Here is a 21496-nt window from a genome sequence, read left to right as displayed (position 1 = left end):
GGTATTTGACGATGCCGTTTACGCGCTAGCGGGGTGCTGCTATTCGCTCGTTCGGCAACTCGTACATCGTGGCTCCGGCTCGATCGTTCGCCGCCTTTTGCTGCGCCCGATCGCGAATACCGCGCAGCATCTTCTGCTCCATGACGAAGTGGACGATGTCGAACAGGGCGTGTCCGGCCGCGCCCCCACTGCCCCTGACCAGCAGGCGCGTCCAGCTGCCCGTGCGGCGAAGGTGAGAGGTCCACGCCCCTTTCGCCTTCTTCCCACGCTGCAATCGCACGAAATCCTCGGGTGACACCAGCGCGAGGTAAGCCTGCGGGTCGATCGCGGCCACCACTTGCCGGCCCATGTCGCCGTACCGGCGTGCAGCCCCACGGTGTCGCCCACGGACAGGTCCTGCCATTGCGGATGGACGCACTTCGCATTGTGGATAGTCGCGCCCACTGCTCGTTCCAGCAGGGAGTACGCCATCGCCGTCGCCAGCCATCCGTTCTCCCTTGCCATGGTCCGACGCCACGTCCACGCGGGCGACCGACTAAGGGCCGAAGGTCCCTGTGGCGCACGGCCGAAACGCTCTGTTTCGCGCGTCGTCGACATTGGATGCTGAGCGCATGGCAGGCACGCATTGGCTGGTGATGGAGCCGCCGTCGCACGGGCCGTCCCCGATGTTCGAGGCCCGGGTGGCAGGTGCGGGGCGGCACCTGCCACCAACGCACCTGGCGACCGACGACCTGATGTCGACCACACGCCACCACACCCACATCGATCTTGAGCGGCTGACCGGAATTCGTGAGCGACGGGTTTCGGTCGGCGACGAGGACTCCTACACCCTGGCGACAGCCGCGGCCATCGATTGCCTCGAGAAGGCCGAACGGGATCCGGCGTCGATCGACCTGCTCATCAACTGCAGCATCACGAAGTTTCGCGGCGGTCTCACACAGAGGTTGGAGCCGACGATGAGTTCGGCGGTGGCACACGCCATCGGCGCCCATTCGGCGATGACCTTCGATCTCAACAACGCGTGTGCCGGGATGCTCACCGGAGTCACCATTGCCAACAACATGATCCGGCAGGGCGCCGTGAAGCGGGCCTTGATCGTCAGTGGCGAGTACATCTCCCAGCTGGGCCGCAACGCCGCGCGCCACGTGCACAACATCATGAGCAAGGAACTGGCGTCCCTGACCCTTGGCGATGCAGGGGCGGCGCTCCTACTCGAAAGAGCTCAAGTCGGTTTAGGCAGCATCATCCTGGCCGGTTTCACAACGCTGGCCGAGTACAGCCGGCTCTGCCTCGGTTATCCCAAGGGCAACGACCCGGGCGCGCGGATGTTCACCGACGCACGGGGCATCCACAGGGCCGCGATGGCGAACACACCTACCCTGCTGCGCGAGGTACTTCGGGAGGCGGGACGATCCATCGACGAAATCGACCACGTCATCACCCATCAGACGTCGGCGCGCGCGATCCGAAAGGGCATGGCCGAAGTGTCCGCCAAGTTCGGCGCCACTCCGAAACACGAGGCGGTCATCACCGTCGACCGTTACGGCAACACCGCGTCGACGACGCACACCGTCGCGCTCATCGAAGAGCTCGAGGCTCGGCGCATCTCGCCCGGGGAGACCATCGCTTTGATCGCGTTGGCATCCGGTTTGGAGATCGGCTTCGTCCTTCTGACGCTGGACCGAGAGTTGGTGAGCCACTATGGGAACCGTCATTGACCAGATCGCCGTTGTCAACGGCGGCTGGCGCAACCGTCACAGTGCTTTGCGGCTGATCGACAGGGCGGCGAAGAAGTGCCTCCGCAAGGGTCGGCGCAACGCCGACGATGTGGACCTCCTCGTCAACGCGGGCATTTACCGCGACCGCAACCTCGGCGAGCCCGCCCTCGCCTCGATGATCCAGGACGACATCGGAGCCAATGACGAGGAGCCGCACACCGGCGGGCACGGCACCTTCTCGTTCGACGTCGCCAACGGCTCGTGCGGAATGCTCACCGCCCTGCACATCGTCGACGGCTTCCTCAAGTCGCGAGTGATCGACTGCGCGTTGGTGGTCGCCGGCGACGCCGATCCGGGACGTGGTTCGAGCGAGGCATTCCCCTACAGCCCCGCAGGCGCCTCGCTGCTGTGCGGCTGGTCCGAAGACGGACGCGGGCTCGGGCCGGTCTGGTGGGAGCGGTCGGAAGACGACGACGACACGGTGTCGGCCACGATCGCCATGGTGGAACAACGCAATCTCTTGAGGATCCGCGAATCAGTCCCTGCCGAACGTGGTTTCGCACGTACCGCGGCGCGTGCGGCGCAGCGGTGCCTCACCGAATCCGACACCGGAATCGATGAGATCGCATCGATAGTCGCGGCGCCGGCCAGTCCCGCTTTTCGCGCAGAGCTGGCTTCGCAGCTGAACGTCCCGCTCGAACACATCACGGTCGGCGACGACCAACACATGCACACGGCGGCCCTGGCGGCCGCGCTCGGTAAGGCCGCCGACACCACCCCGCCCGACAGCTTGGTGATGATCATCGCCGCGGGCGCGGGCGTGACGGCTGGGGCGGCGCTGTATCGGATGTAGTCGACGGTTCTGGGCTACACACTGACCCGGCGCGGGGCGTTGCCGGCCGCTTCCCGTGCAGGTTGCATTGCGCTTCTCCGTTCCGCAGTCGACCTCGCATGTCAAAATCGGACCTCAGGCGATCGTGAACTCGCGATCGGGCTCCGAGCCGAAGAAAAACCGACGGCCCGTCACACGCAGCGGACGGATGCGCACGTAATGGGGTTTCACCGTGGCCGTCCACGGAAGCAGCTGCGCCCGTTCGGCCTCATCGGTCTCCTCATCGGTGCGAAGGGTCCGGGCCAAACCCCTGATCACCACGCTCCAACCCTCGACGGCGTTGTGGCCGTCGGCCTCGAACAGCACGTTCTTGTTGATCACCGCGCTGCTCAACTTCGTACCCTCGGCCGTGCGGAACAGCACGGTTCGGTTCTGGACGACGAAGTTGACCGGAAAGATCTCCGGCTCGCCGCCGACGCTGGTGACGAGGCGCCCGAGGGAGGCGGCCGACATCAGTTTCCAGCATTCGCTCTCGGAAAGGATCTCGATCGGTTGCGTCGGTGTGGACATGGCTACGACGGTACGGAAACGACGTGGCCGGCAACGCTGCCGAAAGTCCCTCCAACTCGTGCCCTAAAGGCCCTGCATTCGGCGGCGCTTAGCAGGACGATAGACCCCATGAGCAGCGCCGTGATCGAGGCCGCCGCCATGGGGGAACTGATCACCACGCTCCAGCAGCGTGGTTACCGGGTCGTCGGACCCACTCGGTCCGAGAATGCGATCGTCCTGGCCGAATTGGCCTCCGCCGACGATCTGCCCCGGGGCTGGGGCGTGGACACCGGACCCGGCCATTACAGGTTGCGCAGACGCGACGACGGCGCATTGTTCGGCCATTCGGCCGGACCGCAATCCTGGAAGCAGTTCCTTCATCCACCTCGGCAGCAGCTGTGGTCCTCCGAAGGCATGACGTCCGAAGAGAATCCGAGGTACGCGTTCCTCGGTGTGCGGGCCTGCGATCTGTCGGCCATCGCCATCCTCAACGGCGTACTCGGCGCCGGTAGTCATCCGGACCAGGGGTTCGTCGGTCGATTGGCGCGGATCTTCGTCGTGGCCGTCAACTGCACCGAACCCGGCGACCTGTGCTTCTGCGCGTCGATGGGCACCGGACCCGAAGTCGGGCCCGGCTACGATCTCGCACTCACCGAACGCATCGACGGCAGCCAACACAGCTACCTGGTCGACGTCGGAAGCGACGCCGGCGCCGACGTGCTGGCAGCGCTACCGCACCGCGACGCCACCCCCGACGAGATCGACTCCGCTCGCGGCGATGTCGCCGACGCGGCCGGCAAGATGCGCCGTCAGATGCCTACCGCCGATCTGCGCGAGCTGCTGATCGACTCACGCGAATCGCCGCAGTGGGATGAGGTGGCCAGTCGCTGCCTGACGTGTGGGAACTGCACGATGGTCTGCCCCACGTGTTTCTGCACCACCGTCGAGGACACCACCGATCTCACGGGGCAGCACGCCGAACGATGGATGCAGTGGGCGTCGTGCTTCGAGTTCGACTTCACGTTCATTCATGAAGGGAGCATTCGGCAATCGGGCGCCTCGCGATACCGCCATTGGATTACCCACAAGCTCGGCACCTGGCATGACCAGTTCGGCAGTTCTGGTTGCGTCGGTTGCGGGCGATGCATCGCCTGGTGCCCCACCGGGATCGACATCACCGAGGAGATGCACAACCTGGCCGCCCGGCAGTCCGACGCCGGTGATGACTGAAACCGCAGCGCCACAGGCGCCGTCGTCGGCGATGACACCGGTGCCGTACCGGGTACACCGCCGAACCGAGGAGAATCGCGATTCGGCGACGCTGTGCCTGCAACCGGTGCACGAACCGCTACCGACGCCCCGACCCGGCGAGTTCATGATGATGTACGCCTTCGGCATCGGCGAAATCGCGATATCCGTGAGCGGCGTGCCAGAACCCGGCGGCGAGGCCATCCACCACACCATTCGGTCGGTCGGCGCCGTGAGCCGCGCACTTCACGGCACCGCGCCCGGCGGCGTGATCGGCATGCGCGGGCCGTTCGGCACCGGCTGGACGCTGCCCGACGCGATAGGAGACGACGTGGTGATCGTCGCGGGCGGCGTCGGCCTGGCGCCGCTTCGGCCCGTCGTCCTGGCCGCTCTGGCCGATCGCGACTCATACGGTCGAGTGACCCTCATCGCGGGCGCTCGTTCGCGCGAAGACTTTCTCTTCGCTCACGAGCTCGCCGACTGGTCGCGCAGCGGCGTGATCGAGGTGCACATGACCGTCGACGTACCGATACAGGGGTGGCCCGGGGAGGTCGGCTTCGTCACCGAGCCGTTGCGGCGGACACCGATGCGGCCCGATCGCACCACCGCGTTCCTGTGCGGCCCAGAGGGAATGATGCACAACAGCGCCGTCGAGCTGCTTCGAAAAGGCCTGCCTGCAAACAAGATCCAGGTATCGCTGGAACGGAACATGCAATGCGGAGTCGGATGGTGCGGACACTGCCAGCTCGGTCCCCTGCTGTTGTGTCGGGACGGACCGGTGGTGGGCTACGACGTCGCCGAGGCCCTGCTCAGCGTGAAGGAGTTGTAGGTGCGAACACCGAAACTAGCCGTGTGGAAGTTCGCGTCCTGCGATGGCTGCCAACTGACCCTGTTGGACTGTGAGGACGAACTGCTGGCGCTGGCCGACCAGGTGCAGATCGCCACGTTCCTCGAGGCATCGAGCGCCACCGTCGCCGGCCCGTACGACGTATCGCTGGTGGAGGGCTCGATCACGACGGCGGCCGATGAGCGTCGTATCAAGGAGATCCGGGAGCAATCAGGAGTGCTCGTCACGATCGGCGCGTGTGCCACGGCAGGCGGGGTGCAGGCCCTGCGAAACTTCGCTGACGTCAGGGAGTTCGCCTCGGTCGTCTACGCCAAACCGGAATACATCGACACTCTCGCGACCTCGACGCCGGCCTCGGCGCACGTCGCGGTCGACTACCAGATTCAGGGCTGCCCGATCGACCGCGGGCAACTGCTCGACACCCTGGCGGCACTCCTGGTGGGACGCAAACCGCGGTTGCCGGCGAAAACGGTTTGTACGGAGTGCAAGAACCGCGGCGTGACGTGCGTCGTGGTTGCCGACGGAACCCCGTGCCTGGGACCGGTCACCCACGCGGGTTGCGGTGCACTGTGTCCCACGTATCGGCGCGGCTGCTACGGATGCTTCGGGCCCGCCACCACTCCCAACACCGCCGCGCTCATTCCGGTGCTGCGCCGGGATGGAATGTCCGCCGGCGGTGTCGACCGCGTCTTCGCGACGTTCAACGCGGTCAACTTCGACCACGAACGGAACGACCGGTGAGCGAAGAGATCCGAACGTTGAGCGTCGGGGCGTTGACGCGGGTGGAGGGGGAAGGCGCCCTGCACGTCACGCTGCGTGACGGGGTCGTCGACACCGTCGAGTTGAACATCTACGAACCACCCCGGTTCTTCGAGGCGTTCCTGCGCGGTCGCGCCTATACCGAACCACCCGACATCACAGCCAGGGTCTGCGGCATCTGCCCGGTCGCCTACCAGGTGAGCGCCTGCAACGCCATCGAAGACGCGTGCGCGGTGACCGTCGATCCGGAACTGGTGGCGTTGCGACGACTTCTCTACTGCGGGGAATGGATTCACAGCCACGCCCTGCACATCGTGCTGCTGCACGCGCCGGACTCCCTCGGCTATCCCGACGGGATCAGCCTCGCTCGGGACCATCCGGAGTTCATCGAGCGCGGGCTGGCGTTGAAAAAGGTCGGGAACCGGCTGATGGAGAAGATCGGCGGACGCGCGATCCACCCCATCAATGTACGGCTAGGAGGGTTCTACTCGGTCCCGAAGCCGGCCGAGCTCGGCCCCCTGGCCGAGCAACTTCGTAGCGCCGTGGACGACGCACTCTGGTTGCTGGACCGAGTGAGTGAATTCGATTTCCCGGAGGCCGAGTTCGACCACGAGTTCCTGGCGCTGACAGCGCCCGACCGCTACCCGATCGAGAACGGCACGATTCGACGAAGCGCCGGGCAACCGTTTGCGATAAGCGACTTCAGCGACCACGTCGTCGAGTCGCAGGTGCAGCGGTCAACGGCGCTGCACGCCACATTGGACGGCGCACGCTACCTGACCGGGCCGCTCGCCCGGTACGCGTTGAATTCCCAAACCCTTTCGCCCCTCGCACGTGAGGCGGCGGCCCGAGCAGGACTGGGCGCGGTCTGCCGGAATCCGTTCCGCAGCATCCTCGTTCGCGCTGTCGAAATCGTCTATGCGATCGAGGAAGCGCTGCGCATCATCGCCGAGTATCGGGTGCCCGACCGCCCCTTCGTAGACGTTCCCGCCCGGGATGGGATCGGCCATGGTGTCAGCGAGGCGCCACGCGGGCTGCTGTATCACCGCTATGACGTCGGTGCGGACGGTCTTCTGCGGTCGGCCGTGATCGTCCCGCCCACCGCTCAAAACCAGGCGGCCATCGAACATGAGATGGCCGAACTCGTCGGCGCAAACCTCACGTTGGCCGACGACGCGCTCACCACGCTGTGCGAGAGGGCGATTCGCAACCACGACCCCTGCATATCCTGCTCCGCGCACTTCCTGACGCTGACGGTCGACCGGTTGTGAGCGGCGATGTGGTGATCGGAATCGGCAACAGCTTCCGCCGCGACGATGGAGTCGGCCCTGCCGTCGCCGAGGAGATCGCCGGTCGCAGCCTCCCGGGTGTGCGGGTGCTCGTCTGCACGGGTGAGCCTGGCGCCCTCCTCGACGCGTGGAGCGGCGCCGGACTTGCGATCGTCATCGATGCCGCGATGGGCGACGGGTCCAGTCCCGGTCGAATTCGGCGATGGACTCCGGGCGACGACGGGGCGGCGGGCGTCGTCAGCTCACATGCGATCGGGCTGCCTCAAGCGTTTACGTTGGGAGAAGCATTGCAGCAGCTACCCGATCGCCTGATCGGGTTCAGCGTGGACATCATCGACGCCGACCATGGCGTCGGCATGACGTCCGATGTCGCGGCCGCCGTTCCCGGCGTCGTGAAGGCGGTGCTCGCCGAACTCGATCACCACATGTGAATCGCGCGTCGACGCCCATAGGCCCTAGTGCCGGCCGCTGGCGAAAGCCTAACGCCCCCAGCGACTCCGGCCACTGCGGCGACAATACGAGACGGTTACCGCTCAATTCCAGGCCCGTGAAGCACCGCTGCATCAAATCCACCCTGCCCGCCATCGCGGCGAGGTGGACGCCCTCGGACGTCGTGCCGCCCTGGATGTCGTCGACGTCGGACTTCAGCAAATCCCCGAACCTGCACCTGATGATCCCGTTCGTGCGCACCCGGCGGGAGCTCGAAGAGTGCCTCGCCCTCGTCGACTCCAGCCCACTCGGCCGCCAGCGGGGATTACATCGGTGGGTGATGGCGGAGGTGCCCTCGGTCGTGCACTGGCTCCTCGGCCCGCACGGACGCCACCGGTTTTCCCACACGGAATCGTCGGTGCTGGTGGCCAGGGCGTGAATGCCGCTTCTCAGCGATCAACGAGGCTTCTCTGTCGGCGGGTATCGATGTGGCGGCGGAACCCACCAATTCCCGCGTCGGGCAGCAGTTGGTCGTAGCGTTGTGATCTGTGCGTGCCGAGTCCCTTCGCCGAGAGGAGATCGTCGATGATTGAAGTGCTACCGGACATGCCCGATGGTGTGATCGGTTTCCAAGTGTCCGGTCGGCTCAGTGGTGAAGATCTGCGAGCCTTCGAGCCCACGCTGAAGCAGGAGTTGCAGACCGACGAGCTGCGGATCGTCGAGGTCATCGCACCCACCTATGAGGGTTTTGGCCCTGGCGGGCTGGTCGAGGACGTCAAGATGGGATTCGGCGCCTTGATAAGTCATCACTCGGCCTTCAAGAGGATCGCCGTGGTCACCGACAAGGAGTGGGTGGCCCATACGCTGCACGCGCTCGCGTGGATGGTTCCCGGCGAGATCGCGCTCTTCGGTCTCGACGAACTGGAGCAGGCCAAGGCCTGGGCCGCGGGCTGAGGCGTTGTCTTTGATGCTGTCCGAGGCGCGCCACTGACGTGCTGCTGCTCAGCAGAATCGTGCGCCGCGAGGTTGTCGGCCAGGACGGACGCACGATCGGCCGCGTCGCCGATGTGACCGCCCGCCCCGACGGTGATGCCGGTCTGCCCCTCGCTGAACACGTCGTGTTGTCCCGACGGCGAGGGCATCAGGTTCTGGTCCCGTGCCACGCCGTCAACTTCGTTCACCCGCAACACATTCGGCTGAACGCCGAGGGTGAATCACTGTCTGTCGCGGCCGGCTGCCTCGCGGATGACGAGATAATGCTGGTGCGTGACGTCCTCGATACACAGATCGTCGATATCACCGGGCAGCGACTCACCCGCGTGGCCGACGTGGTGCTCGCCCGCCGCCACGATGGCCGACTGGAGGTCGTCGGCGTCGAGGTGGGATTCGATGCCGTGTTGCGTCGCCTGGGCCTCGGCTGGTTGGCGAAACGCCTCCCTGCCGATGCCGTCGCATGGACGGACTTACACCTGACGTCCGAGCGGGGGCATACCATTGCGCTCGGAACACCCCGGTCCGCGATTCACCTACTCGATCCGCGCGCGCTGGCGGCACTCGTCGCGCGACTCGACACGGAATCCGCGGCCGAGGTCCTCGGTACCAAGGAAGCCGCGGTGGCCGCAGACGTCCTCCAAGCCAGCCACCCGGCTGACGCGGAACGGATTTTGCGAGCGTTGACCGAAAGTAAGGCCGCCGACGTCGTCGCTGCCATGCCGACCGACCACGCCACCCGGTGGAGGGACCGGTTGTCTGCCTCGCCCCTGTTGAGGAACAGGCACTTTCTTCGCTTCGGAGTGTGGCCACGTCGACGACACGGGGCGCGGTGATCGTGACGGTGATCAAACGCCGCCGTCGGTTGGCGATCGGGGCACTGGTGGCGGTGGTGGGTCCCGGGCTGCTCGCCGGTCTGTCCGATGATGACCCTGCCGGTATCACCACGTATTCGGTGCTCGGCGCCGACTACGGTTATCAACTGCTCTGGGTTCTGCTGCTGTCCACCCTCGCCTTGGTGATGTTCCACGTCCTTGCCGCCCGCATGGGCGTGGTCACCGGGCAGGGGTTGATCGGCCTGGTGCGCCAACGCTACGGCGTACGCGTCGGCGGCGCGGCACTCGTCACGCTGGTCGTCGCCAACGTCGGTACAACATGCGCCGAGTTCGCCGGGATCGCAGCCGGTTTCGAGCTATTCGGTGTCAGCCGATACATCAGTGTCCCCGTCGCGGCGCTGCTCGTCTCGACCCTGGTGCTGCGCGGGAGCTTCCAACGCGTCGAGCACTTCTTGCTGCTGTTGTCGACAGTGTTTCTCGCCTACATCGCTTCGGGAATACTCGCTCATCCCGACTGGGGGGCCGCGGCACACGGGCTCTTGGTGCCGACGATGCCCGCCGACCGGGACGCCTTGGCAATCGTCACCGCCACCGTCGGCACGACGCTCGCGCCATGGGGACTGTCGTTCATCCAGTCATATGCCGTCGACAAGAAGCTGCGGGTCGAAGATCTGCGCTTAGAACGCGTCGACGTGGTGACCGGTGCCCTGCTGACTGGCGTGATCGGCTTTTTCGTCGTGGTGGCCTGCGCGGCAACCCTGTATCGCGATGGTCGCTCCATTACCGACGCCGCAGATGCCGCCCTTGCATTGCAGCCGCTCGCCGGCGAGTTGGCGTCGACCCTGTTCGGGATCGGGCTGATCGGCGCCGCTGTGCTGGCCGCATCCATTTTGCCGTTGTCGACGGCCTATTCGGTGTGCGAGTACGCCGGGGCCGAGGCCGCCTTGAATGACCCCTTCCGAAGGGCGAGAACGTTCTATCTCACATTCGGCCTCGTCACGGTGCTCGGCGCGGTTGTCGTCATGGTTCCTGGTGCGCCGCTGGTGACGATCCTCGTTGCCACTCAGGTTCTCAATGCGATTCTGCTCATCCCTTTGATGGGCGTGATCATCGGTGTCGCGCGTGACGCTGACTTGATGGGCGAATTTCAGTTGAGCACAAGGGCTACGGTGACCTACGGCGTCACCGCGGCCGTCGTGCTGATGTGTGTGGTTGCGCTGGCGGTGACCGCCGGCTGGGACTGAGAGCCAGGACGCCAGGACCGGAGGTCAGGGACCGGAAGTCGATCACTGATCGTGGAGCAATGCCACATTGACGAGTTCCTGTGCGTGGACCAGCTGACGTTCGGCTTGTTCGATGCTCGATTTGAACTCGCCGTCATAAGCGTTCCGCGACCCTGCTGCCGCTGACAGGCACATGTGTGCGGCGGCGTGAGCGTCCTCCGCCGCTGCCGCCAACTCGCTGGTGAGTTCGGGGGTAGGCGCTGGCAGGTAGGTGTGCACATTGACGCCGGCGAGATCGTGCATTCGTTGGCATGCCTGCTCCAGACCTATCGGAGTCAGGCTCTCCATGGAGTGCCGGGCATCGGCGATGGAATCCTGTAGCTTCATGACAGGAGTATGCGCACGTTCCCACCACTGTGAGATCGACTGTCGCTCAGTGGGTGTCGTCGCTGCAGGCTGAGCTCGGTCACTTCCGCGACCTATCGCCACCACTGCCGCCAGAACCATCAGCGCGACAACAGCGCCCGCGCCGAAGAGGGCCCATTTCGTCCGGTACCACGCGGTCGCCTCCGGCCACCGCTCTTCTATAGGCGCCCCACACTCGCCACAGAGATCGAAATCCGGCGGATTGTGATGGCCGTTCGGACATGTCACCATTTCTCAAGCCTCCTCGGACATTCCGCCTTGTGGGCGGCCCATAGAGATCATCCGACCCGGTCCAACATCAAGAACTGGTGAATCCCGAACCGCTCGAACGCCCGTGCACGCCGGGTCGGGAGCAGCCGGCCCGCGGTCTGCGCGTCGATGACTCGGGGTGCGACGACGTTGTAATTGCGACCGCCGCTTGTCACGATCGCTTCGCCGCAAGCCTGCACGTTGCGCAACCAGTCGACGTCGGTGCCGTACCGCAGCGGAAGAATGAATGCGTTGTCCACCTGATCGGCCACGACTGGAGTGGCGTAATGCCGCCCGGATCGGCGGCCGGTATGCCGGATGACGGAGGCATACCAGTGCTTGCGGCCTGCCAACCGCATCATCAGTGGATTCAGCAGGTATTTGTTGAACGTACGCACCTTGTCCTTGACCCGATCGACTGGGTTTGGAGGCATATCGCGATCCTCGACGACCGGCTCGTTGGTCGCATAGGGCCGTCCGGCCGACGTCCGAGGGCCAAATGGCACGAACCATAGACGGAGGCCGATGGGGCTGATCTTGTGACTTTCGTCTCTATCTCCGTCGGTCAGTCGCGCCGATCATGAATGCGACAACCGACAGCGAGGATTGGGGATGCCGATGGTGCCGACTGACCGCGCCGATATGACCACTGCGGAGCTCGACACCATCGCCTGGCGGTTCCTTCGATCCGAGTTCGCCGGTCGGATCTACTCCGATTGGTCGCTCGACCGCCGCCTCGACGCCTACCTTCTGCATCACGGCGGGGCCGACTTCCTCGTCGACGGATCGGCCTACGCCGCACTGCTGGAGCGGGTGATGGTGAACATCGGGCCCGCCAGGCGCAGTGGTGTTCTTTCCCTACCGGATATGTGAGTCCTGCCATGACCGTCATCGAAAAGACCATCGAGGACTGGAAGGTCCGCCCCAACTACGCCGACTACGAGCAGACTCGGGCGGCGTTCCGCTGGTCGGCGGTCCCCGACCCCTGCGAGGGGATGGCGCGCGGCGGCTGCAATATCGCCTATGCAGCGGTCGACCGCCACGCCGACGGACCGCTGGCTTCGCGCACGGCCCTTCGGTTCGTCAGTGACAGCGGCCCCAGCGAGAACCTTGTCATCGAGGACCTCAGTTACGCCGAACTCGGCCGTCGCACCCGCAGGTTCACCAATGTGTTGCGGGGGCTGGGCGTCGGCAAGGGCGACCGCGTATTTCTGATCATGGGCCGCATTCCGGAGCTGTATGTCACGATGCTCGGCGCGCTGCGCAACGGCAGTGTGGTTTCGCCGCTGTTCTCGGCCTTCGGTCCGGAGCCCATCGCCACCCGCGTCACCATCGGCGAGGCGGCCGTCCTGGTGACGACGACGGCGCTCTACAAGCGCAAGATCGCCAAGATCCGCGACCAGCTGCCGTCGGTCCGCCACATTCTGCTGGTCGATGGGTCCGAGACCGAACCCATACCCGGCACGCTCAGTCTGGCGCCGCTTATGGACGAAGCCTCCGAATACGCCCCGATCGAACCCACCACCGCGGAGGATACCTCGCTGCTGCACTTCACCAGCGGCACCACCGGCACCCCGAAGGGCGCGCGCCACGTGCACGGCGCGGTGACAATGCACTATGTCACCGGGTTGTACGCCCTTGACCTTCATCCCGACGACATCTATTGGTGCACAGCCGATCCGGGATGGGTCACCGGCACCTCCTACGGCATCATCGCACCGCTGCTACACGGGATCACCTCGATCATCGACGAAGCCGAGTTCGACGCCCAGCGCTGGTATCGCATCCTCCAAGATGAGGGCGTCACCGTCTGGTACACCGCGCCGACGGCCATCCGCATGCTGATCAAGGCGGGCCCGGAAGTCGCTGCGCAATACCACTTTCCCCGGCTGCGATTCATCGCCAGCGTCGGTGAACCGCTGAACGCCGAGGCGGTCTGGTGGGGCAAGCGCGTGTTGGGTCTGCCCATCCACGACAACTGGTGGCAGACGGAGACCGGTGGGATCATGATCGCCAACACGCCGGCCTTCGACATCAAGCCTGGATCGATGGGTCGCCCCCTGCCCGGTGTGGACGCCTTTGTGGTGCGTCGCAACGACGACGGCTCGGTGTCGGTTATCGACCAACCCGACATCGAGGGGGAACTCGCCCTCAAACCCGGCTGGCCGTCGATGTTTCGTGAGTACCTCCATCAAGAAGAGCGGTATCACAAGAGCTTTGCCAACGGCCTGTACATGTCGGGCGATCTGGTCAAGCGTGACCGCGACGGATACTTCTGGTTCGTCGGCCGCGCCGACGACGTGATCAAGTCCGCGGGCCACCTGATCGGCCCGTTCGAGGTGGAGAACGCGCTGACCGATCACCCGGCCGTCGCCGAGGCCGCAGTGATCGGCAAGCCAGACCCCACGGTCGGGGAACTGGTGAAAGCCTTCGTCACGCTCAAGGATGGCTTCGAGCCGACCGACGAGCTGCGTGCACAGCTGACCGGTCAGGCCCGCAGACGCCTCGGTGCCGCGGTCGCACCGAAGGAAATCGAATTCGTCGAGAGCCTGCCGCACACACGCAGCGGCAAGATCATGCGCCGACTGCTCAAGGCGCGCGAACTCGGATTACCCGAGGGCGACACCTCCACTGTCGAAACACCCCAGCATCAGGAGGTCTCACCATGACGGACCAGGAATTGGCACGCGCCCTGCTCAGCGACATGGTGCGGGTGCGGCTGATGGAGGAGAAGTGCGCAGAGCTGTACAGCGCGGCCAAGATTCGTGGCTTCTTGCACTTGTACGTCGGTGAGGAGGCGGTGGCCGCGGGCTCGCTTCGGGTGCTCGAACCCGAGGACGCCGTGGTGGCCACCTATCGCGACCACGCTCACGCACTGCTGCGCGGCGTGCCGATGCCGAAGATCATGGCCGAGATGTTCGGCAAGCAGGAAGGTTGCTCTCGCGGACGAGGCGGCTCCATGCATCTGTTCGATGCGGACGTGAGGTTCTACGGCGGGAATGCGATCGTCGCCGGTGGTCTGCCGCTGGCCGTGGGTCTGGCGCTGGCAGACAAGCAGCTGGGGCGAAATCGGGTCACCGCATGCTATTTCGGCGAGGGCGCCGTCGCCGAGGGGGCCTTCCACGAATCGCTGAACCTCGCCGAGCTGTGGCAGCTACCGGTGCTGTTCTGTTGCGAGAACAACCTCTACGCGATGGGGACGTCAATCGCGGTGGAGCAGTCGCAGACCGACATGACCGCGAAGGCGGCGTCGTACCGGATACCGGCACTCGCGGTGGACGGGATGGACGTGCTGGCCTGTCACGCCGCCGCTCAGGAAGGGGCCTACCACGTGCGCAGTGGCGCGGGGCCGTTCTTCCTAGAGTTCCTCACGTACCGGTTCCGCCCGCACTCGATGTTCGACCCCGAACTGTACCGGGAGAAGAGCGAGGTCGAACACTGGAAGGAACGCGACCCCGTCCGCACCTTCACCGAAAGATGCCTGGCAGAGGGACTCTTGACCGATGACGACGTCGCATCCATGCGTGCCGCCGCCGAAACCGAACTGGCCGAAGCGGTCGACTACGCCGAGGCCGGCACGTGGGAGGACGTCTCCGACCTGACCCGCGATGTGCTCACTCCTGCGGGGAGTCGGCCATGAAGACGGCCTACCGCACCGCGGTGCACGATTCGATCCGCGACGCGATGCTCGCCGACTCACGCGTCTTGCTGATGGGCGAGGACGTCGGCGCTTACGGCGGCACCTACGCCGCGTCCAAGGGATTGCTCGAGGAGTTCGGGCCGGACCGCATCCGCGACACTCCACTCTCCGAACTCGGTTTCGTCGGTGTGGGAATCGGCGCTGCGCTAGGCGGTTTGCGACCGATAGTCGAGGTGATGACGGTCAACTTCAGCCTGCTGGCGCTCGACCAGATCGTCAACACCGCCGCGGCGCTGCGCCACATGTCCGGCGGTCAGTTCTCGGTGCCGCTGGTGGTCCGCATGGCCACCGGCGCCGGACGCCAACTGGCAGCCCAACATTCGCACAGCCTCGAGGGGTGGTATGCCCATATCCCCGGAATCAAGGTGGTGGCGCCGGCCACGGTGGCCGACGCCTACGGGATGCTGCCCACCGCGCTGGCCGATCCGGATCCGGTCGTCATCTTCGAGCACGTGCAGTTGTACAACACCTCGACCGACGTCGACGCGCTGGTACCGACGGACATCGAGCGGGCAGCGGTGCGGCGCGTAGGCAAGGACGTCACGGTGATCACCTACGGTGGCAGCCTGCCCAAAGCTCTCGACGCCGCCAACGAGCTGTCGCTGTCCGGAATCGACTGCGAGGTCGTCGATCTACGGGTGCTGCGGCCCCTCGACGACGCGACGCTTCTCGAGTCGGTGCTCAAGACACACCGGGCGGTGGTGGTCGACGAAGGCTGGCGTACCGGCAGCCTGGCCGGCGAGATCAGCGCGCGCATCGTGGAGAACGCGTTCTACGACCTCGACGCACCGATCGCCCGCGTCTGCACAGAAGAAGTACCCATTCCCTACGCCAAGCACCTTGAGCAAGCGGCGCTGCCGCAACCGGAGAAGATCGCCGAAGCGGTTCGCAGTATGTTCGGTGACCGCCGATGATCGAGTTCACGATGCCCGCGCTGGGCGCCGACATGGATGAGGGCAAGCTCGACGAGTGGTTGGTCAAGCCCGGCGACGCGGTGACCCGCGGGCAGATCGTGGCCGTGGTGGAGACCACCAAGGCCGCCGTCGAGGTGGAGTGCTGGCAGGAGGGCACCGTCGTCGAACTCCTGGTGCCGGTCGGTACGACGGTTCAGGTGGGAGCGCCGTTGGCGCGCTTGGCCGAACCGGGCGAAGCCGCCGAACCGGTACCGGTAGCCGAGCCGGTGGCAGCCGTCGCGGAAGTTCCGCCCGTCGTGGAAGTTCCACCCGTCGCGCAGGTTCGGCCTGTCGTGGCGCCCGCGCCGGTGGCATCCCCGCCGGTCCCACCCGTCGTCACGGCGCCCGAGCACCACCGGCGCTGGGTCTCCCCCGCTGCCCGCCGCCTCGCGCAGTCGATGGGGGTCGACGTCGAGGCGGTGACCGGCACGGGACCGCAGGGCGCCGTAACGCTCAACGACGTCGAACACGCCGCGGCGCATACGAGGACGACGCAAGCCCCGGCGCCCGCGGCGACCACGGCCCCTGCCGCGCAAGCGTTGTCGCCGAAGGAGCTGGCGGCCAAGCGGGGAGCGGAGATGCGCCGCTCGATCGCCGCGGCGATGAGCCGGTCGAAACGCGAGATACCGCACTACTACCTGGCTCACGAGATCGTCCTCGACAAGGCCCTGGGCTGGCTGGCCGAGCGTAACGCCGAGCGCTCCATCACCGAACGTGTGCTTCCCGCGGTCCTTCAAATCAAGGCGGTCGCGTTGGCCGCCCAGCGGTTCGGTGAGTTCAACGGGTTCTGGCGCAACGACAGTTTCGAACCCGCAGCGGCGGTGCACGTCGGCGTGGCGATATCGCTGCGGGGCGGCGGTCTGGTGGCGCCGGCGATTCACGACGTCCCCGACAAGAAACTCGACGAGCTGATGGCCAACCTCACCGATCTGGTCGCTCGCGCCAGGGCGTTCTCATTGCGCAGTTCGGAGATGTCGGATCCGACCATCACGGTCACCAACCTCGGCGACCAAGGCGTCGATTCGGTGTTCGGGGTGATCTATCCGCAGCAGGTCGCCATGGTGGGCTTCGGTAAACCCGCGCAACGCGTATGCGCCGCGGACGGCGCCATCCGTATCGCCACCACCGTGCAGGCTTCGCTGGCTGCCGACCACCGCGCCAGCGACGGACACCGCGGCGCGTTGTTCCTCGCCGCTGTCGACGAAGTGCTTCAACAACCCGACCTCCTGGAGAAGTGATCACCATGCCTGTTACCGACGATGTCCGTACCACGGTGTTGTCCGAATTGACCACGATCGCACCGGAAGTGGACGCCGACGAGATCGAAGACACCGTCCTGCTACGTGATCAGGTCGACCTCGATTCCATGGATTGGCTGAACTTCCTGCAGCGCATCCACAAACGATTCAACGTCGACATCCCGGAGAAGGACTATCAGTCCCTGCGGACGCTCGATGATGTGGTGCAGTACGTCGAGGCTCGTGCAACGCAGACCAGTTGACGGCGCGTCGACACGCACACTCCTGGCACCGATGGTCGCGCAGAGAACGCACCCAGAGCCCTACGCCTGTCACCGAGCCCGTCGGCGCGGGGACCACTGGCACCCGCCGCTGAGGACCAACGGCCCTCGTGAGCCGGACAGCGTCGGCCCTACCGTCAGGTGAGCCTTCCTCTGATGCAAAGGAGATCCCCATGGACTGGCCGACCGCCCTAGCCCAGATTTTTCGCGCAATGTTGTGAGTTTCGGGGTGTAGATACGCGAAAGTGCCTGTCCTGCAAGGAATAATTGGACTTGTCTACGGTTCAATCGTTCCAGGGGAAGGCACCTCGCAGGTGAAGAATATCGCGGTCGGGTCGCGGGTGAAAGTGTCGGCCGACGGTCATGGTGTCGTGTCGCATGCCGGGATGGGCATGCTGCGCGAGCTCGCCGACCGGACCGGGTTATCAGCGCAGGTCACCGCGACGTTGGCCGACACCTACCGCGGCCCGTGGGTGTATGCCCCCGGTGAGGTGTTCGCTGATCTGGCGGCTGCGGTCGCTGACGGCGCGGACTGCATCGACGGGGTCGGACAGCTGTGCGGTGACCGTGAGCACGTGTTCGGCGCGAAGGCTTCCACGACCACGATGTGGCGGCTGGTCGATGAACGCATCGATGCTGCCCACCTGCCGGGGATCCGCGCCGCCCGCAGTGTCGCCAGAGCCGCGGCGTGGGCCGCCGGAGCCGCGCCCACTGTCGGGCAGTGGTTGCACATCGACATCGACGCGACCCTGGTAATCGATCACTCCGATGCCAAGGAACTGGCGACGCCGACGTGGAAGAGGTCGTTCGGCCTGCACCCGCTGCTGGCGTTCCTGGACCGCCCTGAGATCGCCGGTGGTGAAGCGTTGGCCGGGCTCCTGCGCACCGGGCGTGCCGGCTCCAACACCGCTGCTGACCACATCACCGTCTTGGACCAGGCGCTGGCAGCACTGCCGGCGGCATGGCGCCCCGACCCGAAGCGAGATGGTGATGATTCGGATGCGCCGAAGGTATTGGTGCGCTGCGACACCGCCGGGGCCACCCACGACTTCGCCCAGACCTGCCGCACCGCCGGGGTCGGGTTCTCCTTCGGGTTCCCCGTGGATTGGCGGGTCCAAGACGCCGTGGACACCCTCAACATCGGTAACGCCTGGTATCCGGCGATCGACACCGACGGCGGTATCCGTGACGGCGCCTGGGTGGCCGAAGCCACCGACCTGGTCAACCTGTCCACCTGGCCGCCGGGCACCCGGTTGATTCTGCGCAAAGAAAGACCCCACCCCGGAGCCCAGTTACGGTTCACCGATGCCGACGGTCTACGAGTGACCGCGTTCATCACCGACACCCCCACAGGGGTGGTGCCCGGACAAGTCGCCGGCCTGGAACTACGGCATCGCCAACACGCCCGCGTCGAAGACCGCATCCGCGAACTCAAGAACACCGGCCTGCGCAACCTGCCGTGCCACGCGTTCGACGCCAACGCCGCCTGGCTCGAAATCACCCTCGCCGCCGTCGACCTGGTCACCTGGGCCCGACTGATCGGATTCATCAACCATCCCGAACTCGGCCGCGCCGAGATCGCCACCTTCCGCTACCGGGTCCTGCACGTGGCCGCCCGCGTCACCCGCGGCGCCCGCCAACTGCGACTACGCATCGACGCCACCTGGCGCTGGGCGGCGATCATCGCGACCGCCTGGCAGACCATCCGCACTGCCTTCGACTGACCGAAAGCCCATCCGACCAACCACGAAAGACCCACTGGCCCTGGGAAAGCCCGCCCACCCGGCGACACGGGACCACCAAGCACGCCCACAACCCTCCCAGCCCAGTCCCAGCTCAGTTCCCACGCCCGAGTTCGCCCGCATCACCCTGGGCGAAAAATCGAGGCTAGTGCTGATCGCCGTCATCGTCGCGGTGATGGCGATCGCGACCACCTATATCAGTGCCCGCTTTCCGAAGAAGTGAGGAGCCAAGGGGCATGACCGAGAAGAGTGGAATCGTTGTCGGCGTCGACGGATCGGCGGAGTCGGACGCCGCCATCGGTTGGGCGACGAAGGAGGCGGTAATGCGTGAGCAGCCGATCACCTTGGTGCACGCGATCCCCCCGGTGATCACGACGTGGCCGGGGGGACTCCTCGACGCCAGTTACCTCGAGGCGCAAGAGGTGAACGCCCGGGACGTGCTCGAGAAGGCCCAGAAGACTGTCCACACCGGTGCAGGCGACTCGCCTGCCCCGAAAATCGAGGCTCGCGTTGTCAATTCGAGTCCGCCGTGGGCGCTCGCGGAGGCCTCGCGCGACGCCGTTATGACCGTGGTGGGCACTCGGGGCCTCGGAGCGATCGGACGGGCCGTCGTTGGTTCGGTCAGCAGCGGCCTGCTGCACCACGGGCACGGTCCGGTGGCGGTGGTGCACGCCGAGTACGGCAGGGCGGCCGACCGGAGCCTGCCGGTGCTGTTGGGTGTCGACGGATCACCCGCATCGGAGGGCGCCACGGCGCTGGCCTTCGAGGAGGCTTCACGGCGCGGTGTCGACCTCGTGGCCCTGCACGCCTGGAGTGATGTCGGGGTCTTTCCGGCTCTCGGAATGGACTGGCACCGATACGAGGACCAAGGCCACGAAATCCTGGCCGAACGCTTAGCCGGATGGCAGGAGCAGTACCCAGACGTTCCCGTTCACCGCCGAATCGTCTGCGACCAGCCCGCGCGCTGGCTCGTCGACACGTCACAGGAGGCGCAACTCGTAGTTGTCGGCAGTCACGGCCGCGGCGGATTCGCGGGCCTGCTACTCGGCTCCGTTGCGGGCAAGGTGGCGCACGCGGCCGCGGCACCCGTGATCGTCGTTCGACCCCGATGACCGGGGGCGGTTCGGACGACTCGAAGTAACCTAGTTCCTCGAACCCGCCGCCGCAACGCGCTGGCCGGCACGCTGCTGGGCTCAACAAGCTTGAACATGCTGCACCACAGTCCCATTCCCGTGATGGTGTGTCACAACGTGCCCCCGAACTCATTTCCCGCGGGCCACGATGACCGGAACGTGGGCCGCCGCGGCCAGAGCGGTGCTCACCGATCCAAGTAGCATCCCCGCGAAACCACCGCGGCCGTGACTCCCGACGACGACCAGCTGCGCATGATCCGACTGCTTCAACAGTTGGCGGGCCGGCCCCTCGAACTCCACCAGCGTGGTGACCTCCACGTCCGGGTAACGTTCCTGCCAACCTGCGAGGCGCTCCGCCAGCGTCCTGCGCGCGGCCGCCAGAACGTCGGCCCAATCCATGCTGAACGCCGGCATATCGGTATCGCTCCAGACATGCAGTGCAACGAGATCGACGCCGCGCCGGGAAGCTTCGTCGAAGGCTATGGCGGTTGCGACTTCAGACGCTCGCGACCCGTCGATGCCGACCAACACGGGCAGGCGAGGAGACGGGGCATCCTCATCGTGAACTATCGCAACTGGACACCGAGCGTGATGAATCAGTCCAGAGCTCACGGACCCCAACAGTGCGCGGCGCAGACCGGTCCGGCCTCGGCACCCAACGACCACCATCTGAGCCTCCTTGGAGACGTCGATCAGCGTCGGGACGGGCCAGCCGAAGAACATCTCGTCGATTACGGTCAATCCCGTCGCGTCGTCGAGGCTTCCCCTTGCCAACGCGACGGCGTCCGCGAGTATCGCCCGCGCGTCGGCTTCCTCTTGCTCGAGGACTTGCTGGGGGATCTCACCGGCAGGCCACGCCACCATGGCCGCGGCCACCGTGGACACCGAGTTGGCGTGAACGACGGTGAGCGGAAGCTTGCGCATGGCCGCGTCACGGGCAGCCCATCTGATGGCCGCGTTCGCCGAAGCGGAGCCGTCGGCGCCGACCACGACACCGCGGCGCTTCATCTCATCGTCAGCCATGGAAAGGCCCCTCTCGCAGTCATGGTTCGGC

At 65.9% G+C, this 21496-nt stretch carries 23 protein-coding genes and 2 pseudogenes; 19 read left to right on the top strand and 6 right to left on the bottom strand.

All coding sequences use genetic code 11. The features are described 5' to 3' along the window. Window positions 1-25 precede the first annotated feature (25 nt). Window positions 26-349: a hypothetical protein gene (locus RMCN_RS06335; RefSeq protein WP_067387890.1), complete on the bottom strand. Its 324-nt coding sequence runs from the start codon at window positions 347-349 to the stop codon at window positions 26-28. Between the two features lie 262 nt (window positions 350-611). On the opposite strand from RMCN_RS06335, the gene RMCN_RS06330 reads away from it, so the two are divergent. Together RMCN_RS06330 and RMCN_RS06325 are read left to right on the top strand one after the other, a co-directional pair. Beyond that, on the top strand, window positions 612-1718 hold the full coding sequence (locus RMCN_RS06330; RefSeq protein WP_067387889.1) for a 3-oxoacyl-ACP synthase III family protein: 1107 nt from the start codon (window positions 612-614) through the stop codon (window positions 1716-1718). Then, window positions 1702-2571 carry a beta-ketoacyl-[acyl-carrier-protein] synthase family protein gene (locus RMCN_RS06325; RefSeq protein WP_067387888.1) on the top strand — a complete coding sequence of 290 codons (870 nt, stop codon included), beginning with the start codon at window positions 1702-1704 and terminating at the stop codon, window positions 2569-2571. The genes RMCN_RS06330 and RMCN_RS06325 overlap by 17 nt, the downstream gene beginning before the upstream one ends. 114 nt (window positions 2572-2685) lie before the next feature. On the opposite strand, the gene RMCN_RS06320 is transcribed toward RMCN_RS06325, so the two are convergent. Then, a complete protein-coding gene (locus tag RMCN_RS06320) occupies window positions 2686-3120 on the bottom strand; it encodes a pyridoxamine 5'-phosphate oxidase family protein (RefSeq protein ID WP_067387887.1) in 435 nt (144 codons plus the stop codon). Between the two features lie 108 nt (window positions 3121-3228). Here RMCN_RS06320 and RMCN_RS06315 point away from each other — a divergent pair, with 108 nt between their 5' ends. Genes RMCN_RS06315 through RMCN_RS06295 form a run of 5 tightly spaced genes read left to right on the top strand, consistent with a single transcriptional unit; the run spans window position 3229 to window position 7673 of the window. Next, window positions 3229-4329, top strand: a complete 1101-nt coding sequence (locus tag RMCN_RS06315; RefSeq protein ID WP_067387886.1) for a 4Fe-4S dicluster domain-containing protein — start codon at window positions 3229-3231, stop codon at window positions 4327-4329. Then, a complete protein-coding gene (locus RMCN_RS06310; RefSeq protein ID WP_067387885.1) occupies window positions 4322-5176 on the top strand; it encodes an FAD/NAD(P)-binding protein in 855 nt (284 codons plus the stop codon). Before RMCN_RS06315 ends, RMCN_RS06310 begins: the two co-directional genes overlap by 8 nt. Beyond that, window positions 5177-5935 carry an NADH-quinone oxidoreductase subunit B family protein gene (locus RMCN_RS06305; protein ID WP_067387884.1) on the top strand — a complete coding sequence of 253 codons (759 nt, stop codon included), beginning with the start codon at window positions 5177-5179 and terminating at the stop codon, window positions 5933-5935. It abuts the gene before it with no gap. Next, a complete protein-coding gene (locus RMCN_RS06300) occupies window positions 5932-7224 on the top strand; it encodes a Ni/Fe hydrogenase subunit alpha (protein ID WP_067387883.1) in 1293 nt (430 codons plus the stop codon). Before RMCN_RS06305 ends, RMCN_RS06300 begins: the two co-directional genes overlap by 4 nt. After that, the gene (locus RMCN_RS06295; protein ID WP_067387882.1) at window positions 7221-7673 is read left to right on the top strand and encodes a hydrogenase maturation protease; all 453 of its coding nucleotides are present in this window, start codon (window positions 7221-7223) and stop codon (window positions 7671-7673) included. The genes RMCN_RS06300 and RMCN_RS06295 overlap by 4 nt, the downstream gene beginning before the upstream one ends. A 43-nt stretch (window positions 7674-7716) precedes the next feature. Here the strand turns inward: RMCN_RS06295 and RMCN_RS31390 are convergent. After that, a pseudogene (locus RMCN_RS31390) lies at window positions 7717-7902 on the bottom strand (hypothetical protein); the annotation flags it as partial. A gap of 354 nt (window positions 7903-8256) precedes the next feature. On the opposite strand from RMCN_RS31390, the gene RMCN_RS06285 reads away from it, so the two are divergent. Genes RMCN_RS06285 through RMCN_RS06275 form a run of 3 tightly spaced genes read left to right on the top strand, consistent with a single transcriptional unit; the run spans window position 8257 to window position 10741 of the window. Next, window positions 8257-8625 carry a SpoIIAA family protein gene (locus RMCN_RS06285; RefSeq protein WP_067387880.1) on the top strand — a complete coding sequence of 123 codons (369 nt, stop codon included), beginning with the start codon at window positions 8257-8259 and terminating at the stop codon, window positions 8623-8625. Between the two features lie 38 nt (window positions 8626-8663). After that, a complete protein-coding gene (locus RMCN_RS06280) occupies window positions 8664-9497 on the top strand; it encodes a magnesium transporter MgtE N-terminal domain-containing protein (RefSeq protein WP_067387879.1) in 834 nt (277 codons plus the stop codon). Then, window positions 9467-10741, top strand: a complete 1275-nt coding sequence (locus RMCN_RS06275; RefSeq protein WP_234787591.1) for an NRAMP family divalent metal transporter — start codon at window positions 9467-9469, stop codon at window positions 10739-10741. The genes RMCN_RS06280 and RMCN_RS06275 overlap by 31 nt, the downstream gene beginning before the upstream one ends. A gap of 42 nt (window positions 10742-10783) precedes the next feature. Here RMCN_RS06275 and RMCN_RS06270 read toward each other — a convergent pair whose 3' ends face one another. Together RMCN_RS06270 and RMCN_RS06265 are read right to left on the bottom strand one after the other, a co-directional pair. Continuing rightward, window positions 10784-11107: a hypothetical protein gene (locus RMCN_RS06270; RefSeq protein ID WP_084377214.1), complete on the bottom strand. Its 324-nt coding sequence runs from the start codon at window positions 11105-11107 to the stop codon at window positions 10784-10786. Between the two features lie 317 nt (window positions 11108-11424). Beyond that, window positions 11425-11829, bottom strand: a complete 405-nt coding sequence (locus RMCN_RS06265; protein ID WP_067387877.1) for a nitroreductase family deazaflavin-dependent oxidoreductase — start codon at window positions 11827-11829, stop codon at window positions 11425-11427. A gap of 184 nt (window positions 11830-12013) precedes the next feature. Here RMCN_RS06265 and RMCN_RS06260 point away from each other — a divergent pair, with 184 nt between their 5' ends. The 9 genes and pseudogenes from RMCN_RS06260 to RMCN_RS06220 form a co-directional block, all read left to right on the top strand. Next, a complete protein-coding gene (locus RMCN_RS06260; RefSeq protein WP_082691153.1) occupies window positions 12014-12268 on the top strand; it encodes a hypothetical protein in 255 nt (84 codons plus the stop codon). Window positions 12269-12276: 8 nt separating this feature from the next. Then, window positions 12277-14064: an acetate--CoA ligase gene (gene acsA / locus RMCN_RS06255; RefSeq protein WP_067387876.1), complete on the top strand. Its 1788-nt coding sequence runs from the start codon at window positions 12277-12279 to the stop codon at window positions 14062-14064. After that, window positions 14061-15035: a pyruvate dehydrogenase (acetyl-transferring) E1 component subunit alpha gene (gene pdhA / locus RMCN_RS06250; protein ID WP_067387875.1), complete on the top strand. Its 975-nt coding sequence runs from the start codon at window positions 14061-14063 to the stop codon at window positions 15033-15035. The genes acsA and pdhA overlap by 4 nt, the downstream gene beginning before the upstream one ends. Beyond that, on the top strand, window positions 15032-16009 hold the full coding sequence (locus RMCN_RS06245; RefSeq protein ID WP_064350541.1) for an alpha-ketoacid dehydrogenase subunit beta: 978 nt from the start codon (window positions 15032-15034) through the stop codon (window positions 16007-16009). Before pdhA ends, RMCN_RS06245 begins: the two co-directional genes overlap by 4 nt. Next, window positions 16006-17286: a dihydrolipoamide acetyltransferase family protein gene (locus tag RMCN_RS06240; protein WP_067387874.1), complete on the top strand. Its 1281-nt coding sequence runs from the start codon at window positions 16006-16008 to the stop codon at window positions 17284-17286. The genes RMCN_RS06245 and RMCN_RS06240 overlap by 4 nt, the downstream gene beginning before the upstream one ends. Before the next feature lie 5 nt (window positions 17287-17291). After that, window positions 17292-17549, top strand: coding sequence for an acyl carrier protein (locus RMCN_RS06235; protein ID WP_064350704.1), 258 nt, complete (start codon window positions 17292-17294; stop codon window positions 17547-17549). 332 nt (window positions 17550-17881) lie between these two features. Beyond that, window positions 17882-19291 carry an IS1380 family transposase gene (locus RMCN_RS06230; RefSeq protein ID WP_067387873.1) on the top strand — a complete coding sequence of 470 codons (1410 nt, stop codon included), beginning with the start codon at window positions 17882-17884 and terminating at the stop codon, window positions 19289-19291. Between the two features lie 254 nt (window positions 19292-19545). Beyond that, the gene (locus tag RMCN_RS06225) at window positions 19546-20421 is read left to right on the top strand and encodes a universal stress protein (RefSeq protein WP_067387872.1); all 876 of its coding nucleotides are present in this window, start codon (window positions 19546-19548) and stop codon (window positions 20419-20421) included. Window positions 20422-20463: 42 nt separating this feature from the next. Next, a pseudogene (locus RMCN_RS06220) lies at window positions 20464-20643 on the top strand (universal stress protein); the annotation flags it as partial. On the opposite strand, the gene RMCN_RS06215 reads toward RMCN_RS06220, so the two are convergent. Continuing rightward, complete coding sequence (locus RMCN_RS06215; RefSeq protein ID WP_084377210.1) at window positions 20572-21465, bottom strand: universal stress protein; 894 nt, start codon at window positions 21463-21465, stop codon at window positions 20572-20574. The pseudogene RMCN_RS06220 and the gene RMCN_RS06215 overlap by 72 nt on opposite strands. Window positions 21466-21496: the final 31 nt, after the last annotated feature.

It is taken from the genome of Mycolicibacterium novocastrense (assembly GCF_001570485.1).
Classification (GTDB): Bacteria; Actinomycetota; Actinomycetes; order Mycobacteriales; family Mycobacteriaceae; genus Mycobacterium; species Mycobacterium novocastrense.
This window is presented reverse-complemented; position numbering and strand designations above follow the sequence as displayed.